The sequence below is a fragment of the Sphingomonas kyungheensis genome (assembly GCF_037120395.1).
GTDB lineage: Bacteria > Pseudomonadota > Alphaproteobacteria > Sphingomonadales > Sphingomonadaceae > Sphingomonas > Sphingomonas kyungheensis.
The window spans coordinates 23,287-48,933 of record NZ_JBBBDM010000005.1; the positions used below are offsets into that span (position 1 = coordinate 23,287).

A 25,647-nucleotide genomic window follows, 5' to 3' on the forward strand; every position below is an offset into this window, starting at 1 on the left:
GCGGAACGTCCCCTATAGGGGGTAGCTGCCATCAACGAGGATACCAAATGCCTCGCCTATGTCGTTTTCTGACAATTTTTGCTGACGCGCCCATAGAAGAAATAATTCGGCAGAATACCCGTCAAGCTCACCTTCCGGTTGCGTGAGATTGGCTACAAGGCGTAGCGCTCCTTGTTGATCGACAGGCAACGCATAGATCTGTGTCCAAAGCTCATCTGTCCCAGGCAACCATTCGATTGCTGCGCCTTTATCATGCTGGACAATAATCTCGTGATAAAAGCCGATCTTTTCAAGCAGAGCACGAGCAACGACGTTCCCCATGGGTCGAAACATGCCCGCATCAATCTGCTTTATTATTGTGTCGGCGTTGAACGACGGCGTCATGAGCTCAACATACAGTCGGTGATAGTGTCTGCAATTTGGCGGTAACCAACCTCATGCATCTGGGGATAGCCATGCGAATGCAACGTAACCCCCGACAAGTAGGGCGATGATTGCCATAGCGACGATCGGACCGCAATACGTAGTCCGGCCCTTTAATTGATCCACCATGCGACTAAGCTGAACGAATGACTGCTTTCGGGCAAGCGCCTCGCTTGCTCGAAGGGCGATAAATGGACGTAAGCAGATCGGCGGCATTTAGCGGGGAAGCGGACGTTGCGTGACGTCGCGCTGCTGCTAATCTTCCAGCATATTTTCAACATCATCGGGCTGTAAGCGAACATTGGCGGACGTCGGCCTGCGATGTACGGGGTGGGCACGACTGCCGAACGACAGGCGTCTTTCCCCTCGTGAGATGCCGATCACGATCAATAAATCACCCGTCATGACCACCCAGGGTTCCCGATGTAGGGCTTATCCTTCGCAGCGTCCGACGCTCACCTATCGTTGAGGGGCGGGTCGAAGTTTTTCGGGACTCTTGATTACTGTCTTGGTGGCATGATCCTTGGCACGGACACGCTGCTTAGATTTGCTATACTCGCGTTCTTTCCATTGCTCGGTGCCACGGTGAATGCCAACCGAACGTGGGTCTGACGCATACGGACCTAAGGCTTGGGCAGCCAGAACAGGACAAGGGGTCATGCTAAGTAGCAAGGCCGCGATTGTCGTACTTCTCATGATATACGACCTTCGCTAGCTGTGAAACAGCTTTCTTATCGTATCGAGGCCAAAGAAACTAGCATAAAGGATGGTACGCAAGCGCCTGATCGACGACTCGGGAACTTGCCCTAGGACCGATGGATATGTCTGCGATTGTGCGGAAGCGGCCGGCCCCCTTATCACCAGATGCAGACGTTCGGCTCAATGATTAGCGCCTGTCAGGTTTGTTTCGACTGCGGCAAGCTTTGATCAGCTTGGCGATGAGTGGGCTTGGAGGGATGCGGACCAAATACGACGGTCCGACGCTGAATGTGATGTTCTTTTTAGATCTCGCAAACGCATCTGCGACAGCTGGGTCGATTACCATTAGACCCGCTCCGTCATAACGCCTAAAACTAAAGCGGCTCTGATCTACCTGTAGCTGAAATGTAGTCGACTCGATCGGAACCTTGCCATAAACAAGGTGGAACAAGGGCTTAATATCGCATAGTGCCATAAAATACTGCTGCGAATTATCTTGGAATCGGTACATTGCTGCGCCGATTTCCTTATCGTCGTCAAATCTATAATGCCAGCCTGCCTTCTGCCAATCGCTTGCGGGTGGCTTAGGATCATGGCCGTTATTCCAGCACCAAATCGTTCCGACTGCCCCCGCCAGTACTAAAACCTTACTCAAAAGCCGCGTCATCACTATAGTGTGCATGTTCATGTAAGCGTTTTCAATCTAGCGTCAGCGACCATGCGATCGGAGGGCGGCGACGTGATTGCGCATTCGCTCGCGCTTGGAGGCGGCGTAGCGTTCATTCCGTTGCCGTATGTCCTCGTCATCGGCCCAATGGCTCAATTCTTCCCATGCGGTCTTCTCCGCTGGATCGAGAGCGAATGGATCGGGCACCGCGATGTCGAGTTCGGATTGAGCTATATGCCCGCCATCAGCGACCCGTTGCAGGGCTTCAACCAGGAAGGCTTCGACGACCGTCATTCGCGCATGGTGACCGACATGTTGAATGTCTGCAATTGGGCGTGAGGCGACATTGCGTACGTCGCTTATCGCCGCCAATGTGCCCTGATGTCTCGATCCTCGGCGTTCGCTTTCGTCGCGCTCTCTTTCTTGGCGGGGTGTACCGACATTGGGACGTCATGCGCTTTTTTAGATAGGGGTTTTGGAGGCGCTAGCCCGGTTGACCCTAGCGATTTGCCTCCATCCACGATCCACGATGATACAGCAATCGCGTCCGCCCGGCGAAAGGTGGAGTATTGCTACAACAAGAGGCCGAGCCTGCGTGCCGAAGAGATAGCGCCATACGAAACGCGGCGAGGTAGGTCAGGTAGAATTTACCTCCTGTATATTTCCAGATATACATCGGATACAGTCGTCGGATTTGTAGTGAATGCCAAAGGTCAACCCTTATTTGCCGTCGAAGGCGGTTCACCCAGGGACTTCTATAACCGAGCCTTTTAACCGTATGTGTGACCTGAATCTCGTCCGCATACGTTTATTTGATTGCAGAATATTTGCGGAATGTCCGCTTTTCGGCATTAGGAATCGTCGTTCGACCGGCGGTTTAGCAGCCAACGAACACCTAGTCCGATCGGGGTTGCCACGAAGGCGGTTGGCAGAATGACTTCGAGCCAGAAGCCGGGGTGGCATTTTATGTCAGGCATGCAGTCGCCCAGGCTGGCAACCAAAGTCGCGAGCATAAATACTGGAATGCCGAAAAGCGACGCTACGGCGCAACCCCATTTACCCCCACGCGTGCTTTCACCCTTATAGTGGCTGTCGCTCATCAGGGCATTCTACACCATCCGCCAATGTCCGCTTTCCCCCACAAGCGGCACGTCCGCTTGTGGGGGAAAGCGGACATCACCGTTAGTCAACGCAGACGCTGCCCTCGGGTGATACCTTGCCATCTTCGACTTTCGCATAGCATCCGAACGTGGACCGTTCTGCCTCGCAAGCGCCGTGAGCAGGAGCACCGGGTTTAGGGTCTGATCCGGGTTGACCCCCAATCGCTACGATGCACTGGCCTTCGCAATCAGATTTGCCAGAACAAAGTTTGCCGCCGTCAGAATACCGGAACTGACAGAACGGGCTGCCGAAAGGGCCGCCACTCTCATATCCGCCTTGCGCGACGCAGCTTCGGGTATCTGACTTGTTCAAGCGCGCAAGCGGGCGGCTGCAACTTCCCATCCCAAAGATCGCCAGCATGAGCAGGATCATTGCGGAACGGAGGGGAGCGGCTCGCATCGAGCAGACGTGTCACACCGACGGAATGACTGCAATTGAGCGATCGTGATCAAGGATAAGGGGTGGATCGGCGGCGACTTGGCGCGACCACCCGAAGTGACGACCATCCTCCGCCGATCCATATTCCTTCCATCATGCTCGGGGCTCTTTGTAAAGCCAGCGATTGTCGAATGGTTGCGATCAAGGAGAGTGCCTGTAGCCTCGAACGGCGACAATTGGGCGTAAGTGGAAAGGCCGCGTATGGGCGATAGCGAACGTTGCCTGAACGCGCGAATGACCTTACGTGCTGACGCATGGTCGACGGGAAACCCGATTGGAGCGACGACTTAGCTGCGAAGCTGCTCGGCTCCGTGGTCCTCGTCGGCATCACCCGTCGAAGTGTCAACGGCGAGACGCTTGAGCAGTTCTATGGGACTGTCCAACGGGCGAACGCTCAAGGCATTGACTTAGCCTTAAGCGGCTCGCGCTCCGGCGAAAACTTCTTCCTGCCACCGGACCCAAGAGCCTTCTTCCCCGCCCAGCCGGGCTCGTATCGGCTTCGCAATACTGGTGAAATAGTCGAGACCCCGACTTCACCACGACATGGACAGTCGACCAGAACGAGGATTGAACGTCCGCACTTAGGCGTAAGCGGAATACCCGCTTTAGGAAGAAAGCTTTGAAAGCCAACCTTTACCCGAGCGTCGCCAACGCCTTAATCGTTTCATCTTTCGTAGGTGGTCTGCTGTCATCTGCCACAAAGTTAACGGCGTCGCGAACGGCATCGTCCGCCAAGTCAAAGTCGTCACTCATGATGATGCAATCTGCAACGTAATTCGCCAGCTGGAAAGGCAATCGCCCATCGGCTATAGCCGCGAGCAGTCGCCGTGCGCCTTCTCTTGTTACTTCGACGGGCGGACCATCAGTGATGATAATGTAGCCGTTCTCACCCGCTCGGAAGGACGCTTCGCAAGCCTCCACTTCGGTAGTGATCTCATCAATCAGCACCTCCGGCGAGAGCTCACCAGTCAGAAATCCCACGAGAGTCGCGTGCTCCATAGGAGCAGAGTGCATTGATGAACGAATGTCCGCAATGGTGAACCGTGGGACGGGTTCTGAAATGCTGGCAATGGGCGTTAGCGGAAGTTTCGAAATACAAACGCAACCACAGCTTGAGCCAAAGTAGCGCAAGCGCGATAGGGATCGATACAATGACCAGCAGCCCAATGGTCAACAGCGTCGACCAGCCTTGATGTTGGCCTATCGCAATAAACCAGAGGGTGAACAGCACACAGATCGCGTTGAAGAAGTGATCTAAAAGGCTCTGACGAGATCGTCGCATTCAGTTATGATGCCGTGCGTCTGCGATGTCGGCTAGTGGGCGATAGCGGATGCGGGTGCTGAAACTGCGAGAATCGGGTATCGGCCGCGCCGGACTGGGCACATTAGCTCCCTCGCGGCGAAGGGCCTCTCCGCCGCTAAATTTCCGAAGCTGGCCGGAAGCGAAATGGCATCTTTAGGGATAGACTGAGGTGTAGCGGACTCAGCCCATGACGGCTGACTTCCACCCATGTTCGGTCAGGTCGATCTGGTCGTCGACGAAGGAAGTGTCGAACCCCGGCTCCCATGGAAAGATGCCGCTTCGATCCGGCCAAACGATCTGGAGGCATGGAAAGTCATCGTTCCCATAGAACCAGCGGCTCCAGCCGAGGTGATCCGTATAGAAGCGCTTCGCCACGGGGAACGCGTAAGCGAGGAGGTTTTCGAACGCTCTATCGGTCGGCATGCCTATCGGCAGTGGCGATCCCGCCTTGGCTTCACGGAACAAGGTCCAAAATACATCATGGGTTATCTCGCGCTTCATCCCAAACATGATCAACTCGGGCTGACCCGCGTTTACCCATAAGCCAGTGGTAAAAGAAAACCCCGGACCTTCGGCGTCGCCAAGGACCGCCGTGTCGAACCATCCATGTTCACGGATCTTGGCCACGAACGTTCTTTCGGGATCGTCGAGAACTTCAATCGGCGCGTCTAAAGCGGTTCGCATAATCACAAGCTAATCGGGCCGTCGAACGTCCGCAATCGTGAAGCGGAATGGCCGTTCCGGATGTCCATTGATGGGCGTTAGCGTTCGTTCCGCGCTCGGAAAGCAAGCACAAGGAAGAGCGGCCATGCAAGCGTACTGAGCCCCCACACGGCTATAAATGGATAGACGATCACTGGCGCGTTCATGCGACTGCCGAAGATGAGCATGAGCACGCGGCACACGAGAAAAACGGCGGCTGTGATCGCAAGCCAAGTCAGTGCTGACCTTAGGTTCATCAGCTAGACAGTGCGCGCCCTCGTCAAAGCGTCAATGTCTGATTTTGGGAGGATTGCGAATATTCAGACAGCCCCTAATCTACCTGAATGCGAGAACCGGATTTTGAACACGATGGGTGGTGCTTGGACGACGGAGAAGCCCGGCACGCCCATTCGCCTGCCACCTTCTGGATACCAGACCGACATATTCGGGAAGGGCTCCAACCCGGTGATTTTGCAAAACTAATTTTCAGAATCAGCGTAGACGACCGGGAAGAGCCGGTCGCGGTTGAAAGCATGTGGGTCGTCATCCGGGAGCGAGTACCGGGCGGTTATCTTGGCGTTCTCGATAACGAGCCTGACAGCATCGACGAGAACGATGCGTTCTGGGTCGGAACTGAGCTACCGTTCGGCCCCGAGCATATCATCAACGTGATGGATAGGGACACTGCCAGCATCTCGCTCGCGACGGCAGAGCCACGGACACGTTGGCCGACCCATTAGTCTCAGGACGTCCGCAAGTTGGCGTTAGCGGAAGTTGGCTTTAACTCGCATCCCTAAGCACCGTCAGCGAGGTCGCACCATATCGAAGCACGTACGGTGATCCAGCAGGTTCTCCGACCGGCAGTTCGCTGCCGAAAAAGGCGACGTAGCAGTCGAACATTCCGATCCCCGCATCGAGCCAGCAATGAACCACCACGCCAAATTCGGGGGTGGTCTGGTCATCGTCGAAGACTGCGCTGTCGAGCCGGAAGCGAGTGCCAGGCTCAAGGTAGCGATCTGCTTTTCCCGCATCAGCTAAAACGGTCATGGTGTATCCCTTGGGCGGCGGGGTTCTGTCACCTGGCTCAGCGAATGTCAGCTATTGGGCGAAAGCTTCTAAGGCCGCTTCTCATAACGAGCCGCATAGGGAGGCAGCTCTCGGATCGCCAGCTCGAAAGCTTCGCGAATTTCAGTTTAACTAAATCCACGATCCCAAAGCTCGGTCGCGAAATATCTCATGGCTACTGGTAAAGCTGGAATGTGCGGCCACGGATTGCTGAGGTGTTTCTCGCGAAGAGCCACGCCGTCGCTGCGAATGGTCTCCTTCCACTCGTCCTGCCATTTGTCGTCGGGATCGTAGTCAGCCATGCACGCGATTGTATCAGTCACGAGGAACGTCCGCTGTTGGGCGTAAGCGGAACGTGTGCTCTTGGGGGAAAGCCGATCTGCTGGCTTCAGCGGAGCCATCCTGCCAATGTGCCTGAATGGCTGATACCACTGTCGACTTCATAGCCTTTGATGATGATCGGGGCGCATGCTTACTCGTCCTTGTCGAAGAGGGCTGGGAGCAGCCATTCGACGATCATCTTCGCTCGCTTCAGGATCGACTATATGGCTGCGTCAATGCCGCTCTCGATGGGCAGGTCGCGGCGCTGTTCCCAAAGTCAGCAGGACTGAACTTCATTGTCCAGGTGGACTGCTATAACCTGCCGACAAAACCAGTAACCGAGTTCGTCGAGCGGTTCGCCGCCGGGTTATTTGAAATGAACGGCTACTCACCCAAGCAATCAAATTTCGTAAGGTCATTCAAATTTGAGGTAAATCACGACAGTCTCGCTACCTAGCGAACGTCCGCTTTCGGGCGTTAGTTGACGGTCCGCTTAGGGAAGCAGCTTCTGCAAAGCCGCCTATTGTTTGGTCGCTATCTCATTGTTCGGACCCATCCATAGCTCCTCATGCGGGAAAGGCAGCCGGATGCTGGCAGACCACTTCTTGCCATCGATCTCGACAGCCCCCTTTTCTCTTTGAGCGGCGAAAAACGAGCGGAGTGCAGGCAACTCGGAGGATGGAACGAAAATGCTGTACAAGTCACCGCGTTTACGCGTTGTCGGACTCGTGAGAGCAGGCCACCGCTTGGGCCAGATAATTGATCGTTCAGGCGCGTGCTCGTAAGGCCATACCATAACTTCTACTTTTCCAGGCATCCAAGGCTGGGCACTTGGCGCAGAAAAGTTACGCAACCGATCGAATGCTTCAAGGATCGTGTCTGACAACTTTGCTCTTACCTGTACGTCGTCCAGGGAGCCATACACGGTGATGTAAAGCGGCACCTTTCGGTCATACAGAAGCAAATCATTGTCTGGTTGATCAGTCCAATCTGTTGCTTCATAGCCACCTGAGAGGGCGGTCAATTCTGGACTGGAAAACGCCTCCCGCAGGACGTTCAGTTCGGTTGGATTTAGCTTGACCGCCCCATAATCGTCCTTTCGACGAAACAATACTGTTCCATCACTGTAAAGCGCAAAGGCCGGCGAATCCGAACCGATCACCGTTTTCCATGGGTCAGTCGAACGCAACACAATGAGTGGACTTGGCGTGGATGATGCTCGAGCCCTAGCAAGCGCAGCAGGACGCTCGAAGAAAGCTGCCCGGGATTGATCGGGTCTTATGGCTGTCGTTTTCCTGGGAGGTGTCGCGTCTCGGCATCCGGCCAACCCAGCCAGAAGCGAACAGGCAGCACCCAACGCAATACGGAGCACTCGACGGTAGGCCATTGTCAAAGGCTTACCGAATGACCGCTTTAGAGCAAGGAGTTCGGAGGCGCAGATGTCCGGTAATGGGCCGAAGCGAACTGTCCGCTTGTGGGAGGAAAGTGGACAGGCGGCTTTTCGTGCAAGAGGTCGGAAAGCGCCTATTGCTTGAACAGTCCTGTTCTGCAAACCTCGAGAATGAAGTTCAAGCCAGCCACCTTGTGGGCGTTCGTCGCCGTGTCATCGCTATATGCATGCCGACGCGCTGATCGCTTGCCGGAGGTAGGTTCTGGGCTGACCCGGCAACCCGTCCAGATAGTTCACTATGGCGACGACGGTGCGTTGGCCCGCATGGACGGAAAACCAGGCCTTTACGCTGTGGTCTTCGATCCTGACTGCCAGGGTTGCAAGATCGCCGAAGAAATCATTCAACCGGCATCCACTGTGGACATAAGCCTTTGTGAGTTCGGGATGGTCGTATCCGGCAATATTGAAAAGACGTCCCGGAAATTGAAAGGAACAATCAGGGTAAGGCGCGTTGATCGGCAACCCAACAGCAAGGCCGGTCACCAACAAGGTGCGCCTGAGCAGCCTTGCGAACGACCACTTTCGGATAACGGCGCGACAAGACGTGACGTCTAACATTGGACGGCACCGGCATGTCTGACATGTCTGGCATGTCTCGCATGTCTGGTAGTTGGTGGAAAGTGGACACAGCTAGAGCTACCTTCCGGAAATGACGGTCTCTCTTCTCAAGGTCGGAAATTACCTCTCACTGGAGTTCGATACCACTGACGTTGAAACGGTGCGATCATGCATTGAGGAGTGCTACGCCGAGATACGCAGCGAGGCGGTCGGGATCGCGACGATCGTGATGTTCGGTGGAGAAGAGTTTACTTTTCAGAATGAGTGGGACGATCCGTGCTTGATCTCGCAATCAATCAAAGGTGATGATCTATTGCGGGCTCTCCACGAGCACTTTTGTCGAGGCTGAAGTCCGCTCTTGGGGCAAGATTGCCAGCGGCAGGGGATCGAACCCGCACCCGTTACCGGGATCGCTGTAGCGATACGTCTACCAATTCCGTCACGCTGGCTTTGATGACGTATCGTGCGGTCGTTTTTTGAGCAATGTTCGCTATTGGGCGGAAGCGGAACGGCCACTTTTGGGAGGAAAGCGGACAAGCGCTTTTCAGGCGGCAGTTCCCGTCAGCGGACGTTGCGCCCGATGCAGCCGCGAGCGTAACATGATCGAATGCACCCCGGGTCCAAGGTCCGCCGTCGCGAAGGCGATCTCCTTAAAATTGATCTTGGCGGCGGTCACCAGTCGTATGCTCAGGTTGCCGCAGGACCACTGATGATATTCTTTGAACGCGCGAGTGCCGACGATCTTGCCCCGGAAGATGTAAGCCGCTTGCCGGTCCTCTTCCGCCTTTGGGTTGCAAACCATGCCGTCACGCATGGGCGTTGGCCAGTGATCGGTCGTGTCCCGCTTAACCCTGAAAGCCGCGTAGAGCCGTTCTTCTACAAGCAAGACGTGATGACCGGGAGATTATCTCTTTACCATTCGACGTTTGCGGCACCGAACTGGGAGCGAGCAGCGACCTATGCAGAATGCGCTGGATTGGAGGCTGCCGCCGTATGGGAACCCGAGCACGTTGAGGACCGACTCCGTGACCACTTCGCAGGTCGGCCTAACAAGTGGGTCGAAAGCTTACGGATAAATGAGGCCGCAATCCCTTGAGCGTCCGCTTGTCGGCAGAGCGCCTGGCCTATTGAACGGCCGAGATCGGGCGGCTGTGATCGCAAACCAAGTCGGTGCTGCCCTCAAGGTCATCAGGGCGACCGTGCGCCCCCCTCGTCAAAGCGTCACAGCCCGCACTTGGGCGGTCCGAGCCATTGCCAGATGGGACGACCGCCAGATCACTCACCGCACCGGCTTGATCCTCGCCCCGCCGCCATAGGCCGGTGCGGCCAGCCCCATCCGGCGGCGGATGATGCCGAGGATGACGCTGGTCACCACCAGCCAGCCCGAGGCGATCGTCGCAAAGGCGACGAGCAGCAGGTGGGTCAGCCCGGCGACCACCATCAGCGCGCTGATCGCCGCAAAGAAGTCGCGCATCGTCAGGTGGATGAGGAATTCGGTCAGCGGCGAGGGCGGGCCGCCGCGGCGCAGGTGGAGCTTGATCACGTCGAAGTTCATCGCCGCGCCGGTCGCGCTGGCGTGGCGGCCGATCAGCAGCAGCCCGGCGGCGAGGCTGACCAGCGCGATGCCGCCGGCGACCGCACCCGACACGTCGCCCGCCATCGCGACATTGGCGGTGACGCCGAGGACGAAGGCGAGGTTGGTGCAGGCGTCGATGACGCTGTCGAGCGTCGCGCCGGCATCCGAGCTGCGGCAGGTGGCGCGGGCGATCTCGCCGTCGACGCCGTCGAAGATCGACGCGGCCTGGAACAGCAGGCCGCCGGCGACCAGCCCCGCCGCTCCGCCGAACAGCAGCGCCACCGCCATCGCCAGCGCGAGCGCGGCGGTGCCGAGGCTGGCGTGGAACGGCGTCACCGCGGGGAAGCGCAGCAGCTGGTGGCTGATCGCGCGCGAGATCGGCCGGTTGACGTAGCGCGAGACGATGCCGTCGCCGCCCTTGCCGGTCGCGGCGAGGACGGTGCGGCCGGCGCGGTGCAGCAGCCGCCACGCCGCCTCGGGCGTCGGCGGCGCGGCGGCGCTGGTGCGCGTGTCGAACAGCGCCGGCAGCACATGCTCGCGCCCGCCGTCCGGCCGCCGCGCCAGCGCCGCGACGAACCGCTCGCCGCACACCGTCAGGATATCGCCCGCCGAGGGCCGCGCGGCGAAGGCGAGCGGCAGCCGCGGCGCGAGGCGGCGGCATTCGGCGAGCAGCGCATCGCTCGGCAGCCAGTCGTCGCCGGCGACGATCGAACAGCGGCGGATATCGTCCTGCCCGGCGATCGTCCCGACCGCCTGCACCGCCCGCGCCGCGGCGGGAATGCCGGCGACGCGATATTCGGCGGTCGCCGCACTCGAAAAGACAAGGATGATCTGGGGCAAATCGCTCGTTCCCGCTGGTGCGTCGCCCAGTTGACGGAGCGGCGGGGGCAAAGCCTTGGTGAAAAGCGGGCGGCCGCCGCGCTTGTCGGCGATGGCGGTATGAAATAGTATGAACAGATCAAGCAACGAGGTCGACGATGGGTGCTTATGCCAGGATGACCGTCGTGGTCCCCGAGCCGATGGCGGAGACGATCCATGCCGCCATAGCGGCGGGCGAATATGCGTCGGTGAGCGAAGTGGTGCGCGACGCGATGCGGCTGTGGAACGAGCGCCGCGCCGTCCGGGCGGAGGAATTGCGGCTGCTGCGCGATGCATGGGACACGGGCAAGGCCAGCGGGAGTGCCGGTCCCCTCGACATGACGGCGATCATCGCGGAAGCCGGAGACGAAGCCGACGCCGCGCGGTGAGATGACCACGATCGTCCTGTCCCGCCGGGCGCGGGAGGATCTCAAACGCATATGGACCCATATCACGCTGGATGACGCGCGTGCGGCCGACAGGCTGCTGCTGGCACTCGACGCCAAGATCGAGCGGCTGCGCGATTTCCCCGACATCGGCACGGCGCGCGACGATATCCGGCCCGGTGCGCACGCTGGTGCATGGGCGCTATCTGATCCTCTATGCGTATGATGCCGGAGCCGAACAGGTAGAGATCGTCGCAGTCGTCGAAGGCCTGCGCGACCTCGATCGCCTGATCTGAAGGGACCCAGCGCGAAGGAGGGCGCGGATCGTGGGGCGGGGCACCCGCCCGATCTAACCCGCGCCTCCGGCGAGCAGGTCGCGGTAGAGCGCCAGATTGGCCGCGGCGAAATCCTGCCAGCGCAAGCTGCGCACCCGCGCGAGGCCGGCGGCGCGCAGCCGCGCGGCGACGCCCGGCGCGTAGAGCACCACGCGCAGCTGCGCGGCGATCGCGGCAATGTCGCGCGGATCGGCGAGCAGCGCCGCGCCGCCCGCGACTTCGGGCATCGACGAACGATCGCTGGTGACGACCGGGCAGCCGCACGCCATCGCCTCGGCGACCGGATTGCCGAACCCCTCCATCAGCGACGGGTGAAGCAGCACCCGCGCCGCGCCGTACAGCGTCAGCAGCGCCGCGCCGTCGACCGTGGCGAGGAAGCGGACGCGCCCCGAAAGGCCCAGCGCGGCGGCGAGCGCGGTCAGCCGCGTGCGGCCCGGACCGCGCCGCTGCACCATGACGAGGTCGAGGCCGGGATCGTCGCCACAGGCGGCGGCGAAGGCGCGCAGCGCGCCGTCGTGGTTCTTGTACGGCGCATCCTGCCCGACGGTGAGGACGAAGGGGCGATGCAGCCCGAGCGCCGCGAGCGCAGCCGGGTCGGGCGGCGCGACCCGGAACTGATCGGCGACGCCCGACAGCGTCACCCGGGTGCGCGCCGCCACTGCCGGCGCATAGGCGGCGAGCTCTGCCGCGGTGGCGCTGCTGATCGCGGCGATCCCCGCGGCGGAGCGGATCGCGCGGCGCAGGCCGTGGCCGTAGAAATGCCGCTCGACCATGCCGCGCGCGCCGGTGCGGCACCAGTCGGGATGGGTCAGCCGCATGATGTCGTGGATCGTCACCAGGCAGGGCATGCGCAGCCCGGCGGGCATGATGTTGAAGGTCGCGTGGAACAGCGCGACGCGCGACAGGTCGACGACGCGCGGCAGCCACCACATCGTCGCCGGACCGTTCGCCGCCTGCGCGACGACGCGCTCGGTGACGTTGGGCGCGTCGCTCAGCGGCCCCGGATGCGCGGGGTGGCGCAGCAGCAGGAAGCGCAGATCCGGCGCGAGCGCGGGGACATGGTCGATCAGCCCGCGCACCACCTCGGCGATGCCGCTCGGGCGCGGGCCGAGATAGCGGGCATCGATGCAGATCGTCGGGGTCGGCACGGCGCGGGCCGCTATTGCACCGCGTTGTTGATGCCGGTGATCGAGAAAGCGGCGCTCGACACGATGTTGAGGAATTTCTGCAGATCGGCGAGCGGCGCGTTGGAGACGTAGAGCACGTCGCGGTCGCGGATCGCGAAATCCTGCGCGGTGAAGAAGGACGCGCCGTCACCGAGGTCGAGCCGGTAGACGACCGGGACGAGCCCCGCCGCGGTGCGCTTCGCGGTCTGCGCCACCGAAGGATCGAGCACCTCGGGATGTTCGAGGCGGAAGACGAAGACGCTGCGCCGGTCGGCGCGGTCGTCGCGCAGCCCGCCGATCCGGCCGAGCGCCTGCGCCAGCGTGATGCCGCCGCCCTCGAACGGCACCTCCGCATTCTGGCCGACCGCGCCGAGCGCGACGAAGCTGTACGGCTGGAAGACCGCGGCGACGACGTCGCCCGCCTGGAGCGTGATGTTCTGCGACGGATCGCGGACGATCGCGTCGAGCGGCATCGCCGCGGTGCGGCCGGCACGGCTGAGCTGGATCGTCGTCTTGGCGACCGGCTGGCGCGATCCGCCCGCCGCGGCGATCGCATCGAGCAGCCGTTCGCCGCGCGGGGTGAGCGGCAGGCGGCGGGTTGCGCCGACCTCGCCGATCACCGTCACCGCGCGGCTGTCGTTCTGCGCCAACCGGACGATTGCCTGCGGGCTGTGCGCGCGCCCGGCGAGCCGCGCGACGATCAGCCGCCCCACCGCCTGCGGGGTGAGGCCGCGCACCAGCAGAGTGCCGATGAAGGGGACGGTGATGGTGCCGTCCTCGCCGACCAATTGCTGCGGGATGCCCGCGCTCTGCGCGATCGCGCTACTGATGTTCGCACCGGGCGCGGTCGCGCCGAACAGCACCGCGGGCGGCGCTTCCCAGATCGCGATGTCGAGCACGTCGCCGACGCCGATCACCGTGCCGGTCGGCGCGACCGAGCCGAACACGTCGGCGAAGCGCTGCGCGCGGGCATAGGCGGCGGCGCGCTGCGCGGTCGCCGCGTCGAGCGCGACGACGCTGATGCCGCGGTCGCTGGCGGTGCCCGCCCTGGCGGCGCGGGTGATCGCCTTGGCGCTCGGGCCCGAATTGCCGACCGTCGAACAGCCGGTCGCGAGCAGCAGCAGGAGCGCGATGGCGGATCGGGGGGTCGGGGGCAGGGACATCACAGGAACCTCTGGTAGAGCGCGGCGAGCCGCGCCCGGTAACGGTCGGGCGAGAAGAACGCCGCCTGGACGCGGCCGCGCGCGGCGAGATCGGCGCGCAACCCGGCATCGCCGTCGAGCGCGTGCAGCCCGGCGGTGATCGCCGCGGTGTCATAGGGGTCGACCGCGATGGCGGCATCGCCCGCCACCTCGGGCAGCGACGAGGTGTCCGAACACAGGACCGGCGTGCCGAGCAGCATCGCTTCGAGCACCGGCAGGCCGAAGCCTTCGTAGAGCGACGGGAACAGCGCCGCCTTGGCGCCGCGGATCAGACTGACGAGCAGGCCGAAGGGCGCATAGGGCAATTGGATGATGCGGCCGCGGCGCACGTCGCCCTTGGCGGGCTTGCCGTTGGCGAGCGCGTCGAGCAGCCGCAATTCGCCCTCCGCCCGCCAGGCGCGCGCGCCGACGATGACCAAGGGCGTGGCGAGGCCGCTCGCCATATAGGCCTCGACGATGCGGCCGATGTTCTTCTTGGGCTCGATCGACCCCCAGAACAGGAAATAGTCCTTGTAGCCGGCGCCGATCGCGCCCTCGACCTCGCGCGCCACCTGCTCGTCGGGGGTGGCGAGATAGCGGGCGGGGATGTCGACCGCCTGATAGGTGTTGGTGACCCGGTCAGGAGCGATGCCGGTCAGGTCGATGATGTCGCGACGCGAACATTCCGACACGGTGACGAGATGGTCGGCGTGGCGCGCGAGCGTGCGCAGCAGCTTGAGATAATGCCGCTTGTTGTCGAGCGTCGTATAGGGCAGCCGCAGCGGCACGAGGTCGTGCAGCGTGTAGAGATTGGCGGCGCCGGCGACGCGCAGCGGCAGCGGATAGGTCCAGTGGGCGAGGTCGGGCCGCTCGGGCAGGCGCACCGCGGTGGTCGCGCCCCAGGCATGGAACCGGCCGTTGGCGCGGCGGAAGACGTCGCCGGCATTGTAGAGCGTGTCGTGATGCGGCAGCCGCGCGTCGAACTGGCGCGTCACCACCTGTCCGGTGACCGGCACCGCCGCGGCGCGCGCGGCGCGCGGCGACAGCAGCCCGGCGAGGTCGCGCAGCCGGCCCTGCGGCCGCGCCGCGCCGGCATCGAAGAAGCCGATCTCGCGCAGCAGCGGCTCGCGCGCGGCAAGGCCCTGCAGGCCGTAGAGCACCGAGGTGCGATGGCCGAGCCTGCCCAGTTCGTAGCTGAGGTTGCGGGCATAGGTGGCGACGCCGGTGCCCTTTTCGAGCCCGAGATTATAGCCGTCGATCAGCACGTGTTTCATGGCGTCAGCGCCTGCTGGACATGCGGCCAGTCGCGGAACGCGCCCGCCGCGGCGGCGACCGGCCAGGCGGGCGCATCGGGCGGCAGCTGCGCGATCGCGGCGGCGCCGTCGGCGGGCGTGCGATGCGCGAAGGCGAGGACGCGCAGGATCTCGCCATCCACGCCGGCGGCGGGGGCGACGGCGGCGGCGGCGGCGAAGCGCGGGTCGGCGATCATCGCCGCGGCGAGCCGGTCGCCATCGCCGTGGCGGCGCAGCAGGTCGGTCGCCTCCGCATCGTCGACCGACGCGCCGGGCCAGAGCAGCCAGGCGAGCGCCTCGACATCGGGGCGGCCGGGAACCTGCGTGCTTGCCGCGCCCTTGCGATAGGGGTGGATCGGCCAGGCCGCCGGATCGGCGCCGCCCTGCGCGACGACGAAGCGGAGATGCTCGACGACGTCGGCGGCAGGCTCGCCGAGCGCGCAGGCGGTGCGATAGGCGGCCTCGGCACGGGCGAAGGCGCCGCGCTCCTTGGCGACATGCGCAAGCTGCACCCAATAGGAGCGCTGATAGGGATGGAGCGCGAGCGCGGCGGCATAGCGCTCCTCCGCCGCGGCCCAGTCGCGCGCGTCGCGCCGCCAGTCGCCCTCGCGCACCAGCAGCCGGAAGCGTTCGTCGCCGAGCGCGCGATGCTGCGCGACCTCGATCAGCGCGGCGCGGTCGACCGCGGCGGCGGCGTCGATCGACGGCGCGGCGACGAGGCCGATCGCCTCGCGGAACCGGTCATAGGCCTCGTCGAAATCGTCGAACAAGGCGAGCCGCCCGCCGTGGAGCAGCGCGAACCGGTTGCAATGGTCGCGCAGATAGCCGGGATCGTGGCTGATCAGCACCATCGCGCGATCGCCGCGCTTGCCGAACAATTCGTGGTTGCAGCGATCGTGGAAGCGCGCGTCGCCGACCGCGCCGATCTCGTCGATCAGGAAACAGTCGAATTCGATGATCATCGAAATCGCGAAGGCGAGCCGCGCGCGCATCCCCGACGAATAGTTGCGCACCGGTTCGTGCAGATAGCGGCCGAGCTCGGAGAAATCGGCGACGAAGGCGAGGTTGCGCTGGAAATCCTGCGCATAGATGCGGCTGATGAAGCGGATATTGTCGATCCCCGACAGCGTCGGCTGGAACGCGCCCCCGAAGGCGAGCGGCCAGGACACCGACATATGGCGTTCGACGCGCCCCGCGGTCGGCCGTTCGGCGCCGCTGATCAGCCGCACCATCGTCGACTTGCCCGCGCCGTTGCGCCCGAGCACGCCGAGCCGCTCGCCCATCGCGAGGCTGAAGCCGACGCCGTCGAGCACGACATTGTCGCCCGAGCGGGTGTGGTAGACCTTGCGGACGTCGCTCAGCCGGATCATTCGGGCACCACCCGCCGCGCCACCCATTGCGTCGTGAACAGCGCGACGAAGGTCAGCACGAGGCAGAAGGGCAGGATATAGCCGAGGTCGTAATGCGCATGGACGCGCGACCCGAAATAGCCTTCGCGGACGATCTCGGTGCCGTGCACCATCGGGATGTAGAGCACGTATTTCTGCGCCGCGGCGGGCAGGGCATCGACCAGGAACGCCGATCCCGACAGCGGGAAGATCAGATAGGAGGCCGGGTGCCAGAGCTTGTCGACCAGCTCGCTCTGATGGCTGAGCGCCCCCAGGGTGATCGCCAGCGCCCCGCCGAACCAGGCGATCAGCAGCCAGCCGCCCACCACCTCGAGGATGTTCTTCGGCGGATCGATCATGCCGAGCACGATGAACAGGACGCTGAGCCCCGCGAACGACATCGTCGCCCCGCCGAATTCGAGCAGGACGCGCGCGACATAGATGTCGAGCACGCGGATGTTGCGATGGTAGAGCAGCGACAGGTTGCTCCACAAAGCGCCGATGCAGCGGCCCGGCATGTTGCGCCACAGCAGCACGCTCGAATAGCCGGTCAGCGCGAAGGCGACGATCGGCAGGTTGCTGCCGTGATAGGCCTTGGCCGCGGTCCACAGCGCGGCGACGCCGAGCGTGAACAGCATCGGTTCGACGAACAGCCAGAGGAAGCCGATATTGTGCCGGCCGTAGCGGGTCAGCATCTCGCGCAGCAGCAGCGCGACGAGCACGCGGCCCTGCACGCGCAGGCTGTCGCGCAGCCGCGGCGGCGGCGGCCGGACGGGGACGGGGGCCTGAGCGGCGGTCATCCCTCGCGATGCTCGCGGATGCCGGCGAGCAGGATGGTGAGGATGCCCCAGCCGAGCAGGCCGAGCACGAACACCGCGAGCACGCCGCCCAGCCGCCGCGGCCGGATCGGATAATCGGGCAGGCTCGGCGCGGCGATTCGCTCGACATAGGCGCGCTTGCGCGCCGCCTCGGCATGCGCGTCCTGCAGCGAGATCAGCGTTGCGGCGAGGCTCTTGGCGGCGAGTTCGCTGTCGAGCTGGAGCAACTGGTAGCGCGCGCCCGCCGCGGACAGCGAATTGCGCCCGCCCGCGACGCCCGAGCGGCGCAGCGCGATCTCCTTCTCGAGTCCCGCGATCTGGGTGCGCAGATAGGGGATCTGCGGCGCGGCGGGGGTGAAGGCCTCCATCTGCTGCAACTGGGTGCGTGCCGAGACGAGCTCGTCGTCGAGCTTGGCGATGCCCTGCAGCCGCGCCTCGGCCTCCTTCTCGGGATCGATGATGCCGGCGCGGTTGCGATAGGCGGCGAGCCGCACCGCGGCGGTCCGCGCGCGCTCCTGCGCCGCGCGCGCGTCGCTTTCGGCGACCTCGAGCGCGTCGGCACGGGCGCGGCTCGACAGGCGGTTGACCAGAGCCTCCGACTGTTCGAGCAGCCGTTCGTTGATCGCGCGCGCCTGATCGGGATCGAAGGCGCTGACGCTGAGGTGGAGCACCTGCGTCGTCGTATCGGGCTCGACCTCGACCTTGCCGAGATAATAATCGAAGAAGCGTTCGCGGTTGCCGGGCAGCAGCCCGCCGAACCGGTCGAGCAGGAAGATCGACCCCGCGGTATAGGCGCGGGTCAGCAGGCCGTCGCGATTGGCATCGGCGAGCGCGCCGCGCGATTCGAGATATTCGACGACCGCATTGCTCTCCTCGGTCGCGCCGCTGAGCCCGGTGCCGCTCAGCACCTGCCCCAGCGAGGTCACCGCCGCCTTGCTCGGGCTGCGTACGACGAAGCGCGCCTCGGAGACGTAGACGTCGCTCGCCAGCAGCAGGAAATAGAGCGCGGCGAGCAGCGTCGGCACCACCACCAGCGCGAGGAACAGCGGCGAGACACGCTTGGATATGGACGGCACTAGCGGGCGGTTCCCAGATCGAGGCGGCGGCCGGCGCGGGGCCGGCGGCCGGGGCCGGGCGCCGCATCGGCGGGCGCGGCGGGGCGGGTGAGCGTGGTCAGCCAGGCGTCGACCTGCGCGAAATGCTGGTCCCAGCGCGGCGGGCGGTAGCCGCGCAGGGCGTCGATCCGCCGCTGCCGCTGCGCCGCGGCGCGGTCGAAGCCGGCGATCCGCGCCGTCCAGCCGGCGACGTCGTGCGGATCGAGCAGGCAGGGGATGCCCTGGCCGACCTCGCGGAAACAGGGCAGGTCGCTGGCGATCACCGGTATGCCCAGCGCCAGCGCCTCCGCCATCGGCAGGCCGAAGCCTTCGGCGAGCGAGGGCATCAGCATCGCGCGCGCGCCCTGCATCAGCGCGGCGAGCGCGGCATCGTCGCACGCCTCGACGATCGTGATCCGCCCGCCGGCCATCGCCGAGGCGGCGAGCGCGGCGCGCACGCCGTCGGCGCCCGTGCCCCAGCGGCCGGCGATGACCAGCCGCGGCGGATCGCACTGCGCGGCGCACAGCCGCTCCCAGACCGCGAGCAGCAGCGCATGGTTCTTGCGGCTCTCGATCGTCCCGACGCAGAGGAAATAGTCGCCCGCGGCGGGACCAGGTTCGACCCGCGGCAGCTCGGCGCCGGCGAGCGGCGCGACGACGACCGGCGGGCAGCGCAGCCGCGCCTCGCGCGCATGCGCGGCGAGATCGCGCGCGACCGCCTCGCTGCCGACGACGATGCCGGCGCCGTGGCGCAGCGCCGAGGCGACGCGCCCGGTGTGGCGGCGGACGGCGTGCGGCCGGCAATGGTCCGGGTGGCGGATCGGGATCAGGTCGTGGATCAGATAGATGGCGCGCAGCCGGTGCCGCGCGACCCAGCCGACATGCGCGGGCAGATCGTAATCGGTATGGCCGGCGTTGACGTAGAGGCTGCCCGGCCGCGGCCGCTCGCCCCGCGCCAGCGCCGCGGCGAGCGCGAGGCCGAGCCGGAGGCGGACGCCGCGCGACGGGGCGGCGAGCACCGCGAACAGCCGCCGCGACGCGGCCGCGCCGAGCATGCGGATCACGCCGCGATGCTGCACCACCGCGCGCGCCGTCCCGGCGTAATGCGCGAGATAGGCGAGGCATATCCGATCGATCCCGGTCGCCGGCCGGCCGCCCCAGCGCAGCGCGACGAGCCGCGTCACGTCGAGCAGCACCGGCGCCTCGCCCTCCGCCGCACCGCAAAACCCTGGATCGACCGCCATCATCCTCAGACAGACGGAGCCGTCGCGCCGACCCCTTGGCAGGGCTGCGCATTTTTTCGGGCGGCCCGGTGCGCGCAGAGGCGCGGAGGACGCAGAGGGGCGCGTCGCCCGGCTGGCGCGGCCTGCTCCTCTCACCGGTTCGGAACGCAGCAGGCACATCTCTCCGCGCTTCCGCGCGAACCTTCTGCTGCCTCGGAGAAGACGATGGTCACGCGAAGACGCGAAGACGCAAAGAGGATGCGCCCGCGAGCGGCGTGGCCCTTTCTTCTCAAAGGTCCGAGAGGAAGGGCCGCGAACGCGACAGCCCAACACCTTTGCGTCTTCGCGTCTTCGCGCGAACCACCCCGCCACCCGCAGGCAGAACAGGTTCACGCGGAGGCGCGGAGACGCGGAGGAGGGGCGGGGCATCTACCGCTCCATCCCCGCAGCGGTCGATGGCCTGGGGCTGCAACCGCCCCACGCAGACCACCTCTGCGTCCTATGCGCCTCTGCGCGAACAGAAGCTGCCAATGTTATCCGTGACCGCTAGATGCGCGTGACCACGTCATAATAATGGTTGCCACCCTCATCCGACAGGCAACCGGCCAAGCGCAGGCCGATGCTATCGAGATGCGCAGCATAAGCGTCCGCACCGAGCGATACCGACACACGGCCGGTCAGCGAGTCCTTCCATCGGCAAGCCTCGCGCGGGGCGCTGAACAGAAACCGTCCGCCAGCTTCCAGTGCCTGCGCGACGTTGGCGAGAAGCCGTCGCTGGTCCGCCGCATCGAGCAGAAAGATGAGCCCGATCGATACGATGCCGACGAAACGTCGTGCAAAAAAGGCGCTGCCCTCTGCCGGTTCGCAGACGGCGGGCATGCCGGGAAGGTTGCGGTGAAACGCCGCGATCAGCGATGGCGACGCATCCACGCCCCAGATCGAAAAGCCCTCGACCGTCAATGCCGTGCCGATCGGCATGCCGGAGCCACAGCCGATGTCGAGGATGGCGGCCGAGCGGGGAAGGTGGTCCTTCGCCCAGCCGACGACCAACGCTGCGCCGACCGGCGATCGAATGGCGACGAACCGGTCGGAGACCGCTTCCCAGCCATTGGAATGGTCGGTCGTCATATCCCCGGATCGATCACGGGTTGCGGATCGGAAAGCGCTTGATTCGCGCCGTCGCGGCCTTGAACGGAACGCGGGTCAAAACGAGCGACGACAGGTCATATTCGGTGAGATCCGCCGACGCGACGAACGCCTCGGCGTCGGCATCACTCGACAGCTTAGGCAAAGGCTTGTGCTTGACCACAATCTCACCTCCCGGCAGGCAGGGCGCAGAAGCGCCCGCTTGGATGAGATTATAGCATAGGGCGTCCCACTGACCCCCCTCAGAACCGCGTATCGAGGCCGAGGCGGACGGTGCGGGGGCGCAGCGGGGTGGTCTGGTCGCGGCCGGTGGCGAAGGGGGTGCCGAGCGCGAAGCGGTTGCCGCGGGTGTCGAGGAGGTTGGTCATCCCCAAGGTGACGCCGAACCGCGCCAGAGCGAGCCGCGCGGTGAGCGAGGTGTCGAGATAGTCGCCCTGGCGCTGGCCGAGCACCGGCCCGACGCCGAGCCGCGACGAGCCGACGTAGCGCAGCCAGCCGTCCACCGTCAGCCCGGCGCCGCGCAGCGCCTGCTGGTAGACCGCGCCGGCGCGCGCGGTGACCTTGGCGATATTGGGGATCTGTTCGAGCCGCGCCGAGGCCTGCGCGCGCATCGCCTGCGATCCCGGCGGCAGGTCGGGGGTCGCGATCAGCGCGAGCAGCCGCTCGGACGGCTCCGCGATACGGCCGTCGTTGAACGCCACCGCGCCCTCCAGCCGCAGCGCGCGCACCGGGCGCAGCGTGCCGGTCGCCTCCACCGTCCACAGCCGGCCGTTGCCGATGTTGGCGGTGCTCGGCAGGCCGCGATTGTCGATGAAATCGGCCTGGATGTCGCGCCACGCCGCGCGCGCGACCGTGACGCTGAGATCGGCGATCGACCAGCCGTGGCGCACCCCCGTCTCGATCGTCGCGACGCGGTCGTTGCGGAACTGGCGGACGTAATCGCTCTCGATCGCGAGGCCGCCGGGGCGGAAGCCCTGCTGATAGCGCAGGAACAGCTTGGTGCGGGGCGCGAGGTCGACCAGCGCCGCGCCGCCCGGCAGCAGGATCGTCTGCGAGCGTTGCGCGGTCTCGCTGCCCTGCACCGCCACCGACACGTTCTCGGGACTGCCGTCGAGCGTCGTCCGCGTCGCGCGGAGGCCACCGGTGAGCAGCAGCCCGGCGAGCGGGCGGACGCTGCCCTCGCCATAGACCGTCCATTCGCGCACGCTGTTGATCACGCCGGTGGTCGGCGCCGGCGCATCGGGGGGGCCGAGCAGGCGGAGCAGCCGGGTGCGGTTGTGGATGTAGCTGACGCCGACGATCCAGCCCGATCCGTCCGCGGCGCTGTGCCAGGCGCGCGTCTCGTTCGCCTGCATGCGGGTGCGGTTGGTCTGGACGAAGACGCGGTCGGGGCCATCGGGCAGCGTCGCGTCATAGCGTTCGAGCAGGTCGTGCGCGGTGATGCCGCTGGTCGAGCGGATCTGCACCGCGCCGATCCGCCCGGCGATCACCGCCTGCGCCTGGCCGTAATCGGCGCTGAACCCTTCGGTGACGGGGGCGAGCCGGGTCAGCGGCGCGCCGGTGCGATCGGCATATTGGCTGTCGGCGCCGCGGATGCGCTGGCCGATGCCGATCAGCTCGGCGCTCCAGTCGGGGCCAAGCGCGAGGTGCAGCGTCGCCCGCCCGCCGGCGATCCGGGTGCGGTTGACGTTGCGGCGGCCGAGCAGCGGCTTGTCGATATAGCCGCCTTCGAGCGCGTCGGTGGCGACGATGCGCAGGCCGAGCCGGTCGGTGACGAGCGGCAGGTTGAGCACCCCCTGCGCATCGAGCCCGGGATCGCCGTGCGCGGTCGCCGAGGCGCCGACCACCGCCGAACCCGACAGCTGGTCGAGCCGCACCGGATTGGGCACCAGCCGGATCAGCCCGCCGAGCGAGCCCGCGCCGTAGAGCGTGCCCTGCGGCCCCTCCAGCACCTCGACCGCGGCGAGGTCGGCGAGGCGGAGATCGGGGTCGGGGGCGTTGTAGCTCAGCCGCAGGTCGCCGTAATATTGGCCGACGGTCGCCTGCGTCGGGCCGGTGAAGCTCGAATCGGCGATGCCGCGGATGAACAATTTGTTGCGCCCGGCGCCGAGATAGGTCGAGGTGACGCTGGTCAGCCGCTGCACCAGCCGGTCGGTGCCGCCCGCCCCGCCGCGCTCGAGTTCGTCGCCGGGGGTGGTCGACACCTGGCCGGCGAAATTGTCCTGCGTCGTGTCGCGCTTGCTCGCGGTGACGACGATGTCGCCCTCGGGCCGGACGGGCGCAGGGGCGGGGCGGGGGCGCGGCGGCCGGCGCGGCGCGGCCGGCGGCGCGGGGCGCAGCCGCCAGCCCTGCGCACCGACCGGCTCCGCCCGCGCGCCGGCACGCGCGGCGATCGCGGCGATCGCCGCCTTGACCGACAGCCGCCCGCGCAGCGCCGGCACCGGGCGCGCCCACAATGTCGCATCGGGCACGACGATGCTGACCCGCGCCTGCCGGCCGAGCGCGGTCACCTGCTGGCCGACGGTGCCGGCGGGCAGATCGATGGTCAGCGTCGCGGCGCGGACGGCGGTCGGGGCGAGGAGCACGGCACAGGCGGCGATGCCGCGCGTCGCGATCCTCACCGCCGGTCCAGCGTCCAGCCGTCCGGCGCGCGCCGCACCTCGACGTCGAGCAACGCGCCGAGCAACGTCGGATCGTCGCGGAACGACTGCGTCTCGAGCGTGCCGTTGAACAGCCGCGTCGCCACCGCGGGCGCGGCGGTGATCCGCCAGCCGAGCTGGCGCGACAGATCCTCGGCGACCGCGCTCAGGGTCGCGCCGTCATAGGCGAGGCGACCGTCGCGCCACGCGCCGACCGCGCCGGCGTCCTGCCGGATGCGGCGCAGCGTCGTGCCCGCGGCGATCACGCCTTCGCCCGCGGCAAGGGTGAGCGCGGCACCGTCCGGGTCGACCATCACCGCGCCTTCTCCCACCGCCACCTGCGTCCGCCCGCCCAATAACCGGATATCGAATACGGTGCCAAGGTCTTGCAGCGGCAGGCCGTTCGCCTCGACGCGGAAGGGGGTGCGGGGATCATGGCGGACGTGGAACAGCGCCTCGCCCGCCTCGATCGTCGCGGTGCGCGGCCGTGCGGGGTCGAGCCGGAGGCGCGTTCCGCCCGCCAGCTCGATGCGGCTGCCGTCGGCGAGCGCGACGCTGCGCCGCTCGCCCGCGGCGGTGGCGATCGTCCGGCTGCGCGGCGGCATGCGCCACAGGCCGACGCCGAGCGCGACGACGAGGAGCGCGACCGCGAGCCACGCGCCGGCGAACCGGCGCGTCCTGGCGGGGGCCGGGGCGGGGATGGGATCCTCCCCGTCGTCGTCATTGGCCGGCGGCATCGCCAGCGCGATGCTGGCGGTGGCGTCGGCGACGGCGAGCGCGGCGCGGTCATAGCGTTCGGCGCGCGCGGCATCCGCGGCGAGCCAGTCGGTGAACGCCGCCCAGTCGGCATCCGGTCCGGCCATGCGCAGCGCCCAGTCGAGCGCCTCGTCGTCGATCGTCGCGGGGCCGGTCATCGCATCGTCCCGCGCAGCGCGGCGAGCGCGCGCGTCACCTCGCGCAGATCGGCCTCGACCGTGCTCAGGCTGATGCCGAGGTCGGCGGCGATCGTCCGGTGCGGCACGCCGTCGAGCCGCGCGCGGCGGAACACCGTCGCCTTGCGCGTGCCGAGCGTGCGCAGCAGCTGCGTTACCCGCGCCGCCTCCTGCCGCGCGGCGACCTCGCGTTCGGGCGTCGGCACCGCGCCGGCGGGATCGTGGCGGCCGTCCTGCCACGCCTGGTCGCGCCGCTCCGCCTGCCGCGCCGACCGGTAGCGGTCGATCATCAGCAGGTCGGCGGCGCGATAGAGATAGGCGAGCGGCTGGGCGATCGGTCCGTCGGTCCGGCCGCGCACCTTGAGCCAGAGATCATGGACGAGGTCCTCGGCCGCCTCGCCCGCGCCGCGCGCGCGCAGGAAGCGCAGCAGCCCGTCACGATTGTCGAGATAGACGGCTTCGAGGCCGGTCGGCGCCATGGCGGGACGGGTGATCCAAGGTGGAAGATGCCGCTGTCTAGTCGCAAGCCCCTGATTGGAGAAGCCATGTTTGACCGCCCGCCGCGCCCGGCGGACGAGCCGATGCGTCCCCGCCGGCCATGGCGCATTGTCCGACACCCCCCGGCCGGGGGGCAGGCCCGCATCGAGGCGCATCGACATCCTTCTCCCTGTTCCGGACCATAGACGGAGCCGACGACGCCGATCCTTGATTTCCGGACGGGGCGGGGTTGTGCGGCGTGGACCGGCGGATGTCCACCGTGCGGCGCAGCTTGGGTGGGGGCGGGTCCGGGATGATTGCATCGTATGCGGCGTCGGCCGTTGCCAAG

The 25,647-nt window shown here is 65.7% G+C and carries 29 protein-coding genes and 1 pseudogene; 6 read left to right on the top strand and 24 right to left on the bottom strand.

Features of this window, described 5'->3' with window-relative positions; all coding sequences use genetic code 11:
- Positions 1–12: 12 nt before the first annotated feature.
- Positions 13–384 (bottom strand): hypothetical protein, encoded by a 372-nt coding sequence (locus V8201_RS11865; RefSeq protein ID WP_336545415.1) that lies wholly within the window; start codon positions 382–384, stop codon positions 13–15.
- Positions 385–1,309: 925 nt separating this feature from the next.
- Positions 1,310–1,810 carry a hypothetical protein gene (locus tag V8201_RS11870; protein ID WP_336545416.1) on the bottom strand — a complete coding sequence of 167 codons (501 nt, stop codon included), beginning with the start codon at positions 1,808–1,810 and terminating at the stop codon, positions 1,310–1,312.
- Positions 1,811–1,861: 51 nt separating this feature from the next.
- Between V8201_RS11870 and V8201_RS11875 the strand changes: the two genes are divergently transcribed.
- Positions 1,862–2,128, top strand: coding sequence for a hypothetical protein (locus V8201_RS11875; protein ID WP_336545417.1), 267 nt, complete (start codon positions 1,862–1,864; stop codon positions 2,126–2,128).
- 512 nt (positions 2,129–2,640) lie between these two features.
- Here the strand turns inward: V8201_RS11875 and V8201_RS11880 are convergent.
- The 4 genes from V8201_RS11880 to V8201_RS11895 all read right to left on the bottom strand — a co-directional run bounded on the left by V8201_RS11880 (position 2,641) and on the right by V8201_RS11895 (position 5,318).
- Complete coding sequence (locus V8201_RS11880; protein WP_336545418.1) at positions 2,641–2,889, bottom strand: hypothetical protein; 249 nt, start codon at positions 2,887–2,889, stop codon at positions 2,641–2,643.
- Between the two features lie 1,132 nt (positions 2,890–4,021).
- Positions 4,022–4,369, bottom strand: coding sequence for a hypothetical protein (locus V8201_RS11885; RefSeq protein WP_336545419.1), 348 nt, complete (start codon positions 4,367–4,369; stop codon positions 4,022–4,024).
- Positions 4,350–4,619, bottom strand: a complete 270-nt coding sequence (locus V8201_RS11890) for a hypothetical protein (protein WP_336545420.1) — start codon at positions 4,617–4,619, stop codon at positions 4,350–4,352. Before V8201_RS11890 ends, V8201_RS11885 begins: the two co-directional genes overlap by 20 nt.
- Before the next feature lie 252 nt (positions 4,620–4,871).
- Positions 4,872–5,318 (bottom strand): DUF4262 domain-containing protein, encoded by a 447-nt coding sequence (locus V8201_RS11895; protein WP_336545421.1) that lies wholly within the window; start codon positions 5,316–5,318, stop codon positions 4,872–4,874.
- Positions 5,319–5,773: 455 nt separating this feature from the next.
- Between V8201_RS11895 and V8201_RS11900 the strand changes: the two genes are divergently transcribed.
- A complete protein-coding gene (locus V8201_RS11900; protein ID WP_336545422.1) occupies positions 5,774–6,133 on the top strand; it encodes a hypothetical protein in 360 nt (119 codons plus the stop codon).
- Positions 6,134–6,173: 40 nt separating this feature from the next.
- On the opposite strand, the gene V8201_RS11905 is transcribed toward V8201_RS11900, so the two are convergent.
- Both V8201_RS11905 and V8201_RS11910 read right to left on the bottom strand, forming a co-directional pair.
- Positions 6,174–6,440, bottom strand: a complete 267-nt coding sequence (locus V8201_RS11905; protein WP_336545423.1) for a hypothetical protein — start codon at positions 6,438–6,440, stop codon at positions 6,174–6,176.
- Positions 6,441–6,586: 146 nt separating this feature from the next.
- A complete protein-coding gene (locus tag V8201_RS11910) occupies positions 6,587–6,760 on the bottom strand; it encodes a hypothetical protein (RefSeq protein WP_336545424.1) in 174 nt (57 codons plus the stop codon).
- Positions 6,761–6,876: 116 nt separating this feature from the next.
- Between V8201_RS11910 and V8201_RS11915 the strand changes: the two genes are divergently transcribed.
- Entirely contained in the window at positions 6,877–7,236 is a 360-nt protein-coding gene (locus tag V8201_RS11915) for a DUF6572 domain-containing protein (RefSeq protein ID WP_336545425.1), read from the top strand.
- Positions 7,237–7,299: 63 nt separating this feature from the next.
- Here the strand turns inward: V8201_RS11915 and V8201_RS11920 are convergent, their stop codons facing one another.
- From V8201_RS11920 to V8201_RS11930, 3 genes and pseudogenes are all read right to left on the bottom strand, one after another.
- Positions 7,300–7,941, bottom strand: coding sequence for a hypothetical protein (locus V8201_RS11920; RefSeq protein WP_336545426.1), 642 nt, complete (start codon positions 7,939–7,941; stop codon positions 7,300–7,302).
- A gap of 447 nt (positions 7,942–8,388) precedes the next feature.
- Entirely contained in the window at positions 8,389–8,715 is a 327-nt protein-coding gene (locus V8201_RS11925; protein ID WP_336545427.1) for a hypothetical protein, read from the bottom strand.
- A gap of 442 nt (positions 8,716–9,157) precedes the next feature.
- Positions 9,158–9,236 (bottom strand): annotated as a pseudogene (locus tag V8201_RS11930).
- A gap of 158 nt (positions 9,237–9,394) precedes the next feature.
- Between V8201_RS11930 and V8201_RS19035 the strand changes: the two are divergent.
- On the top strand, positions 9,395–9,883 hold the full coding sequence (locus V8201_RS19035) for an Imm26 family immunity protein (protein ID WP_373276479.1): 489 nt from the start codon (positions 9,395–9,397) through the stop codon (positions 9,881–9,883).
- A 183-nt stretch (positions 9,884–10,066) separates the two neighbouring features.
- On the opposite strand, the gene V8201_RS11940 is transcribed toward V8201_RS19035, so the two are convergent.
- On the bottom strand, positions 10,067–11,203 hold the full coding sequence (locus tag V8201_RS11940) for a CDP-alcohol phosphatidyltransferase family protein (protein WP_336545429.1): 1,137 nt from the start codon (positions 11,201–11,203) through the stop codon (positions 10,067–10,069).
- A 155-nt stretch (positions 11,204–11,358) separates the two neighbouring features.
- Between V8201_RS11940 and V8201_RS11945 the strand changes: the two genes are divergently transcribed.
- Both V8201_RS11945 and V8201_RS11950 read left to right on the top strand, forming a co-directional pair.
- Positions 11,359–11,610 (top strand): ribbon-helix-helix domain-containing protein, encoded by a 252-nt coding sequence (locus V8201_RS11945; RefSeq protein ID WP_336545430.1) that lies wholly within the window; start codon positions 11,359–11,361, stop codon positions 11,608–11,610.
- 1 nt (position 11,611) lies between these two features.
- Positions 11,612–11,833: a type II toxin-antitoxin system RelE/ParE family toxin gene (locus V8201_RS11950; protein WP_336545431.1), complete on the top strand. Its 222-nt coding sequence runs from the start codon at positions 11,612–11,614 to the stop codon at positions 11,831–11,833.
- Between the two features lie 123 nt (positions 11,834–11,956).
- Here the strand turns inward: V8201_RS11950 and V8201_RS11955 are convergent, their stop codons facing one another.
- The 12 genes from V8201_RS11955 to V8201_RS12010 all read right to left on the bottom strand — a co-directional run bounded on the left by V8201_RS11955 (position 11,957) and on the right by V8201_RS12010 (position 25,474).
- The gene (locus tag V8201_RS11955; RefSeq protein WP_336545432.1) at positions 11,957–13,090 is read right to left on the bottom strand and encodes a glycosyltransferase family 4 protein; all 1,134 of its coding nucleotides are present in this window, start codon (positions 13,088–13,090) and stop codon (positions 11,957–11,959) included.
- Between the two features lie 11 nt (positions 13,091–13,101).
- Positions 13,102–14,271: a polysaccharide biosynthesis/export family protein gene (locus tag V8201_RS11960; RefSeq protein ID WP_336545433.1), complete on the bottom strand. Its 1,170-nt coding sequence runs from the start codon at positions 14,269–14,271 to the stop codon at positions 13,102–13,104.
- Positions 14,271–15,563 (bottom strand): glycosyltransferase family 4 protein, encoded by a 1,293-nt coding sequence (locus V8201_RS11965; protein ID WP_336545434.1) that lies wholly within the window; start codon positions 15,561–15,563, stop codon positions 14,271–14,273. The genes V8201_RS11960 and V8201_RS11965 overlap by 1 nt, the downstream gene beginning before the upstream one ends.
- The gene (locus V8201_RS11970; protein WP_336545435.1) at positions 15,560–16,951 is read right to left on the bottom strand and encodes an ABC transporter ATP-binding protein; all 1,392 of its coding nucleotides are present in this window, start codon (positions 16,949–16,951) and stop codon (positions 15,560–15,562) included. Before V8201_RS11970 ends, V8201_RS11965 begins: the two co-directional genes overlap by 4 nt.
- Complete coding sequence (locus tag V8201_RS11975; RefSeq protein WP_051583283.1) at positions 16,948–17,769, bottom strand: ABC transporter permease; 822 nt, start codon at positions 17,767–17,769, stop codon at positions 16,948–16,950. The genes V8201_RS11970 and V8201_RS11975 overlap by 4 nt, the downstream gene beginning before the upstream one ends.
- Positions 17,766–18,863, bottom strand: a complete 1,098-nt coding sequence (locus tag V8201_RS11980; protein WP_336545436.1) for a KpsE/RkpR family capsule polysaccharide export protein — start codon at positions 18,861–18,863, stop codon at positions 17,766–17,768. Before V8201_RS11980 ends, V8201_RS11975 begins: the two co-directional genes overlap by 4 nt.
- Complete coding sequence (locus tag V8201_RS11985) at positions 18,863–20,125, bottom strand: glycosyltransferase family 4 protein (protein WP_336545437.1); 1,263 nt, start codon at positions 20,123–20,125, stop codon at positions 18,863–18,865. Before V8201_RS11985 ends, V8201_RS11980 begins: the two co-directional genes overlap by 1 nt.
- Positions 20,126–20,650: 525 nt before the next feature.
- On the bottom strand, positions 20,651–21,232 hold the full coding sequence (locus V8201_RS11990) for a class I SAM-dependent methyltransferase (protein WP_336545438.1): 582 nt from the start codon (positions 21,230–21,232) through the stop codon (positions 20,651–20,653).
- Positions 21,233–21,245: 13 nt separating this feature from the next.
- A complete protein-coding gene (locus V8201_RS11995; RefSeq protein WP_336545439.1) occupies positions 21,246–21,395 on the bottom strand; it encodes a CopG family antitoxin in 150 nt (49 codons plus the stop codon).
- Between the two features lie 97 nt (positions 21,396–21,492).
- Entirely contained in the window at positions 21,493–23,871 is a 2,379-nt protein-coding gene (locus V8201_RS12000; RefSeq protein WP_336545440.1) for a TonB-dependent receptor, read from the bottom strand.
- Positions 23,868–24,803: a FecR family protein gene (locus tag V8201_RS12005; RefSeq protein WP_336545441.1), complete on the bottom strand. Its 936-nt coding sequence runs from the start codon at positions 24,801–24,803 to the stop codon at positions 23,868–23,870. The genes V8201_RS12000 and V8201_RS12005 overlap by 4 nt, the downstream gene beginning before the upstream one ends.
- Positions 24,800–25,474, bottom strand: coding sequence for an RNA polymerase sigma factor (locus tag V8201_RS12010; protein ID WP_336545442.1), 675 nt, complete (start codon positions 25,472–25,474; stop codon positions 24,800–24,802). The genes V8201_RS12005 and V8201_RS12010 overlap by 4 nt, the downstream gene beginning before the upstream one ends.
- Positions 25,475–25,647: the final 173 nt, after the last annotated feature.

Bases quoted from the DNA above. Each gene is read 5' to 3' on its own strand.
- V8201_RS11865 (WP_336545415.1), bottom strand. From the start codon at position 384: ATGACGCCGTCGTTCAACGCCGACACAATAATAAAGCAGATTGATGCG.
- V8201_RS11870 (WP_336545416.1), bottom strand. From the start codon at position 1,810: ATGAACATGCACACTATAGTGATGACGCGGCTTTTGAGTAAGGTTTTA.
- V8201_RS11880 (WP_336545418.1), bottom strand. From the start codon at position 2,889: ATGAGCGACAGCCACTATAAGGGTGAAAGCACGCGTGGGGGTAAATGG.
- V8201_RS11905 (WP_336545423.1), bottom strand. From the start codon at position 6,440: ATGACCGTTTTAGCTGATGCGGGAAAAGCAGATCGCTACCTTGAGCCT.
- V8201_RS11910 (WP_336545424.1), bottom strand. From the start codon at position 6,760: ATGGCTGACTACGATCCCGACGACAAATGGCAGGACGAGTGGAAGGAG.
- V8201_RS11915 (WP_336545425.1), top strand. From the start codon at position 6,877: ATGGCTGATACCACTGTCGACTTCATAGCCTTTGATGATGATCGGGGC.
- V8201_RS19035 (WP_373276479.1), top strand. From the start codon at position 9,395: ATGCACCCCGGGTCCAAGGTCCGCCGTCGCGAAGGCGATCTCCTTAAA.
- V8201_RS11945 (WP_336545430.1), top strand. From the start codon at position 11,359: ATGACCGTCGTGGTCCCCGAGCCGATGGCGGAGACGATCCATGCCGCC.
- V8201_RS11950 (WP_336545431.1), top strand. From the start codon at position 11,612: ATGACCACGATCGTCCTGTCCCGCCGGGCGCGGGAGGATCTCAAACGC.
- V8201_RS11960 (WP_336545433.1), bottom strand. From the start codon at position 14,271: ATGTCCCTGCCCCCGACCCCCCGATCCGCCATCGCGCTCCTGCTGCTG.
- V8201_RS11965 (WP_336545434.1), bottom strand. From the start codon at position 15,563: ATGAAACACGTGCTGATCGACGGCTATAATCTCGGGCTCGAAAAGGGC.
- V8201_RS11970 (WP_336545435.1), bottom strand. From the start codon at position 16,951: ATGATCCGGCTGAGCGACGTCCGCAAGGTCTACCACACCCGCTCGGGC.
- V8201_RS11975 (WP_051583283.1), bottom strand. From the start codon at position 17,769: ATGACCGCCGCTCAGGCCCCCGTCCCCGTCCGGCCGCCGCCGCCGCGG.
- V8201_RS11985 (WP_336545437.1), bottom strand. From the start codon at position 20,125: ATGGCGGTCGATCCAGGGTTTTGCGGTGCGGCGGAGGGCGAGGCGCCG.
- V8201_RS11990 (WP_336545438.1), bottom strand. From the start codon at position 21,232: ATGACGACCGACCATTCCAATGGCTGGGAAGCGGTCTCCGACCGGTTC.
- V8201_RS12005 (WP_336545441.1), bottom strand. From the start codon at position 24,803: ATGACCGGCCCCGCGACGATCGACGACGAGGCGCTCGACTGGGCGCTG.
- V8201_RS12010 (WP_336545442.1), bottom strand. From the start codon at position 25,474: ATGCGCCTCGATGCGGGCCTGCCCCCCGGCCGGGGGGTGTCGGACAAT.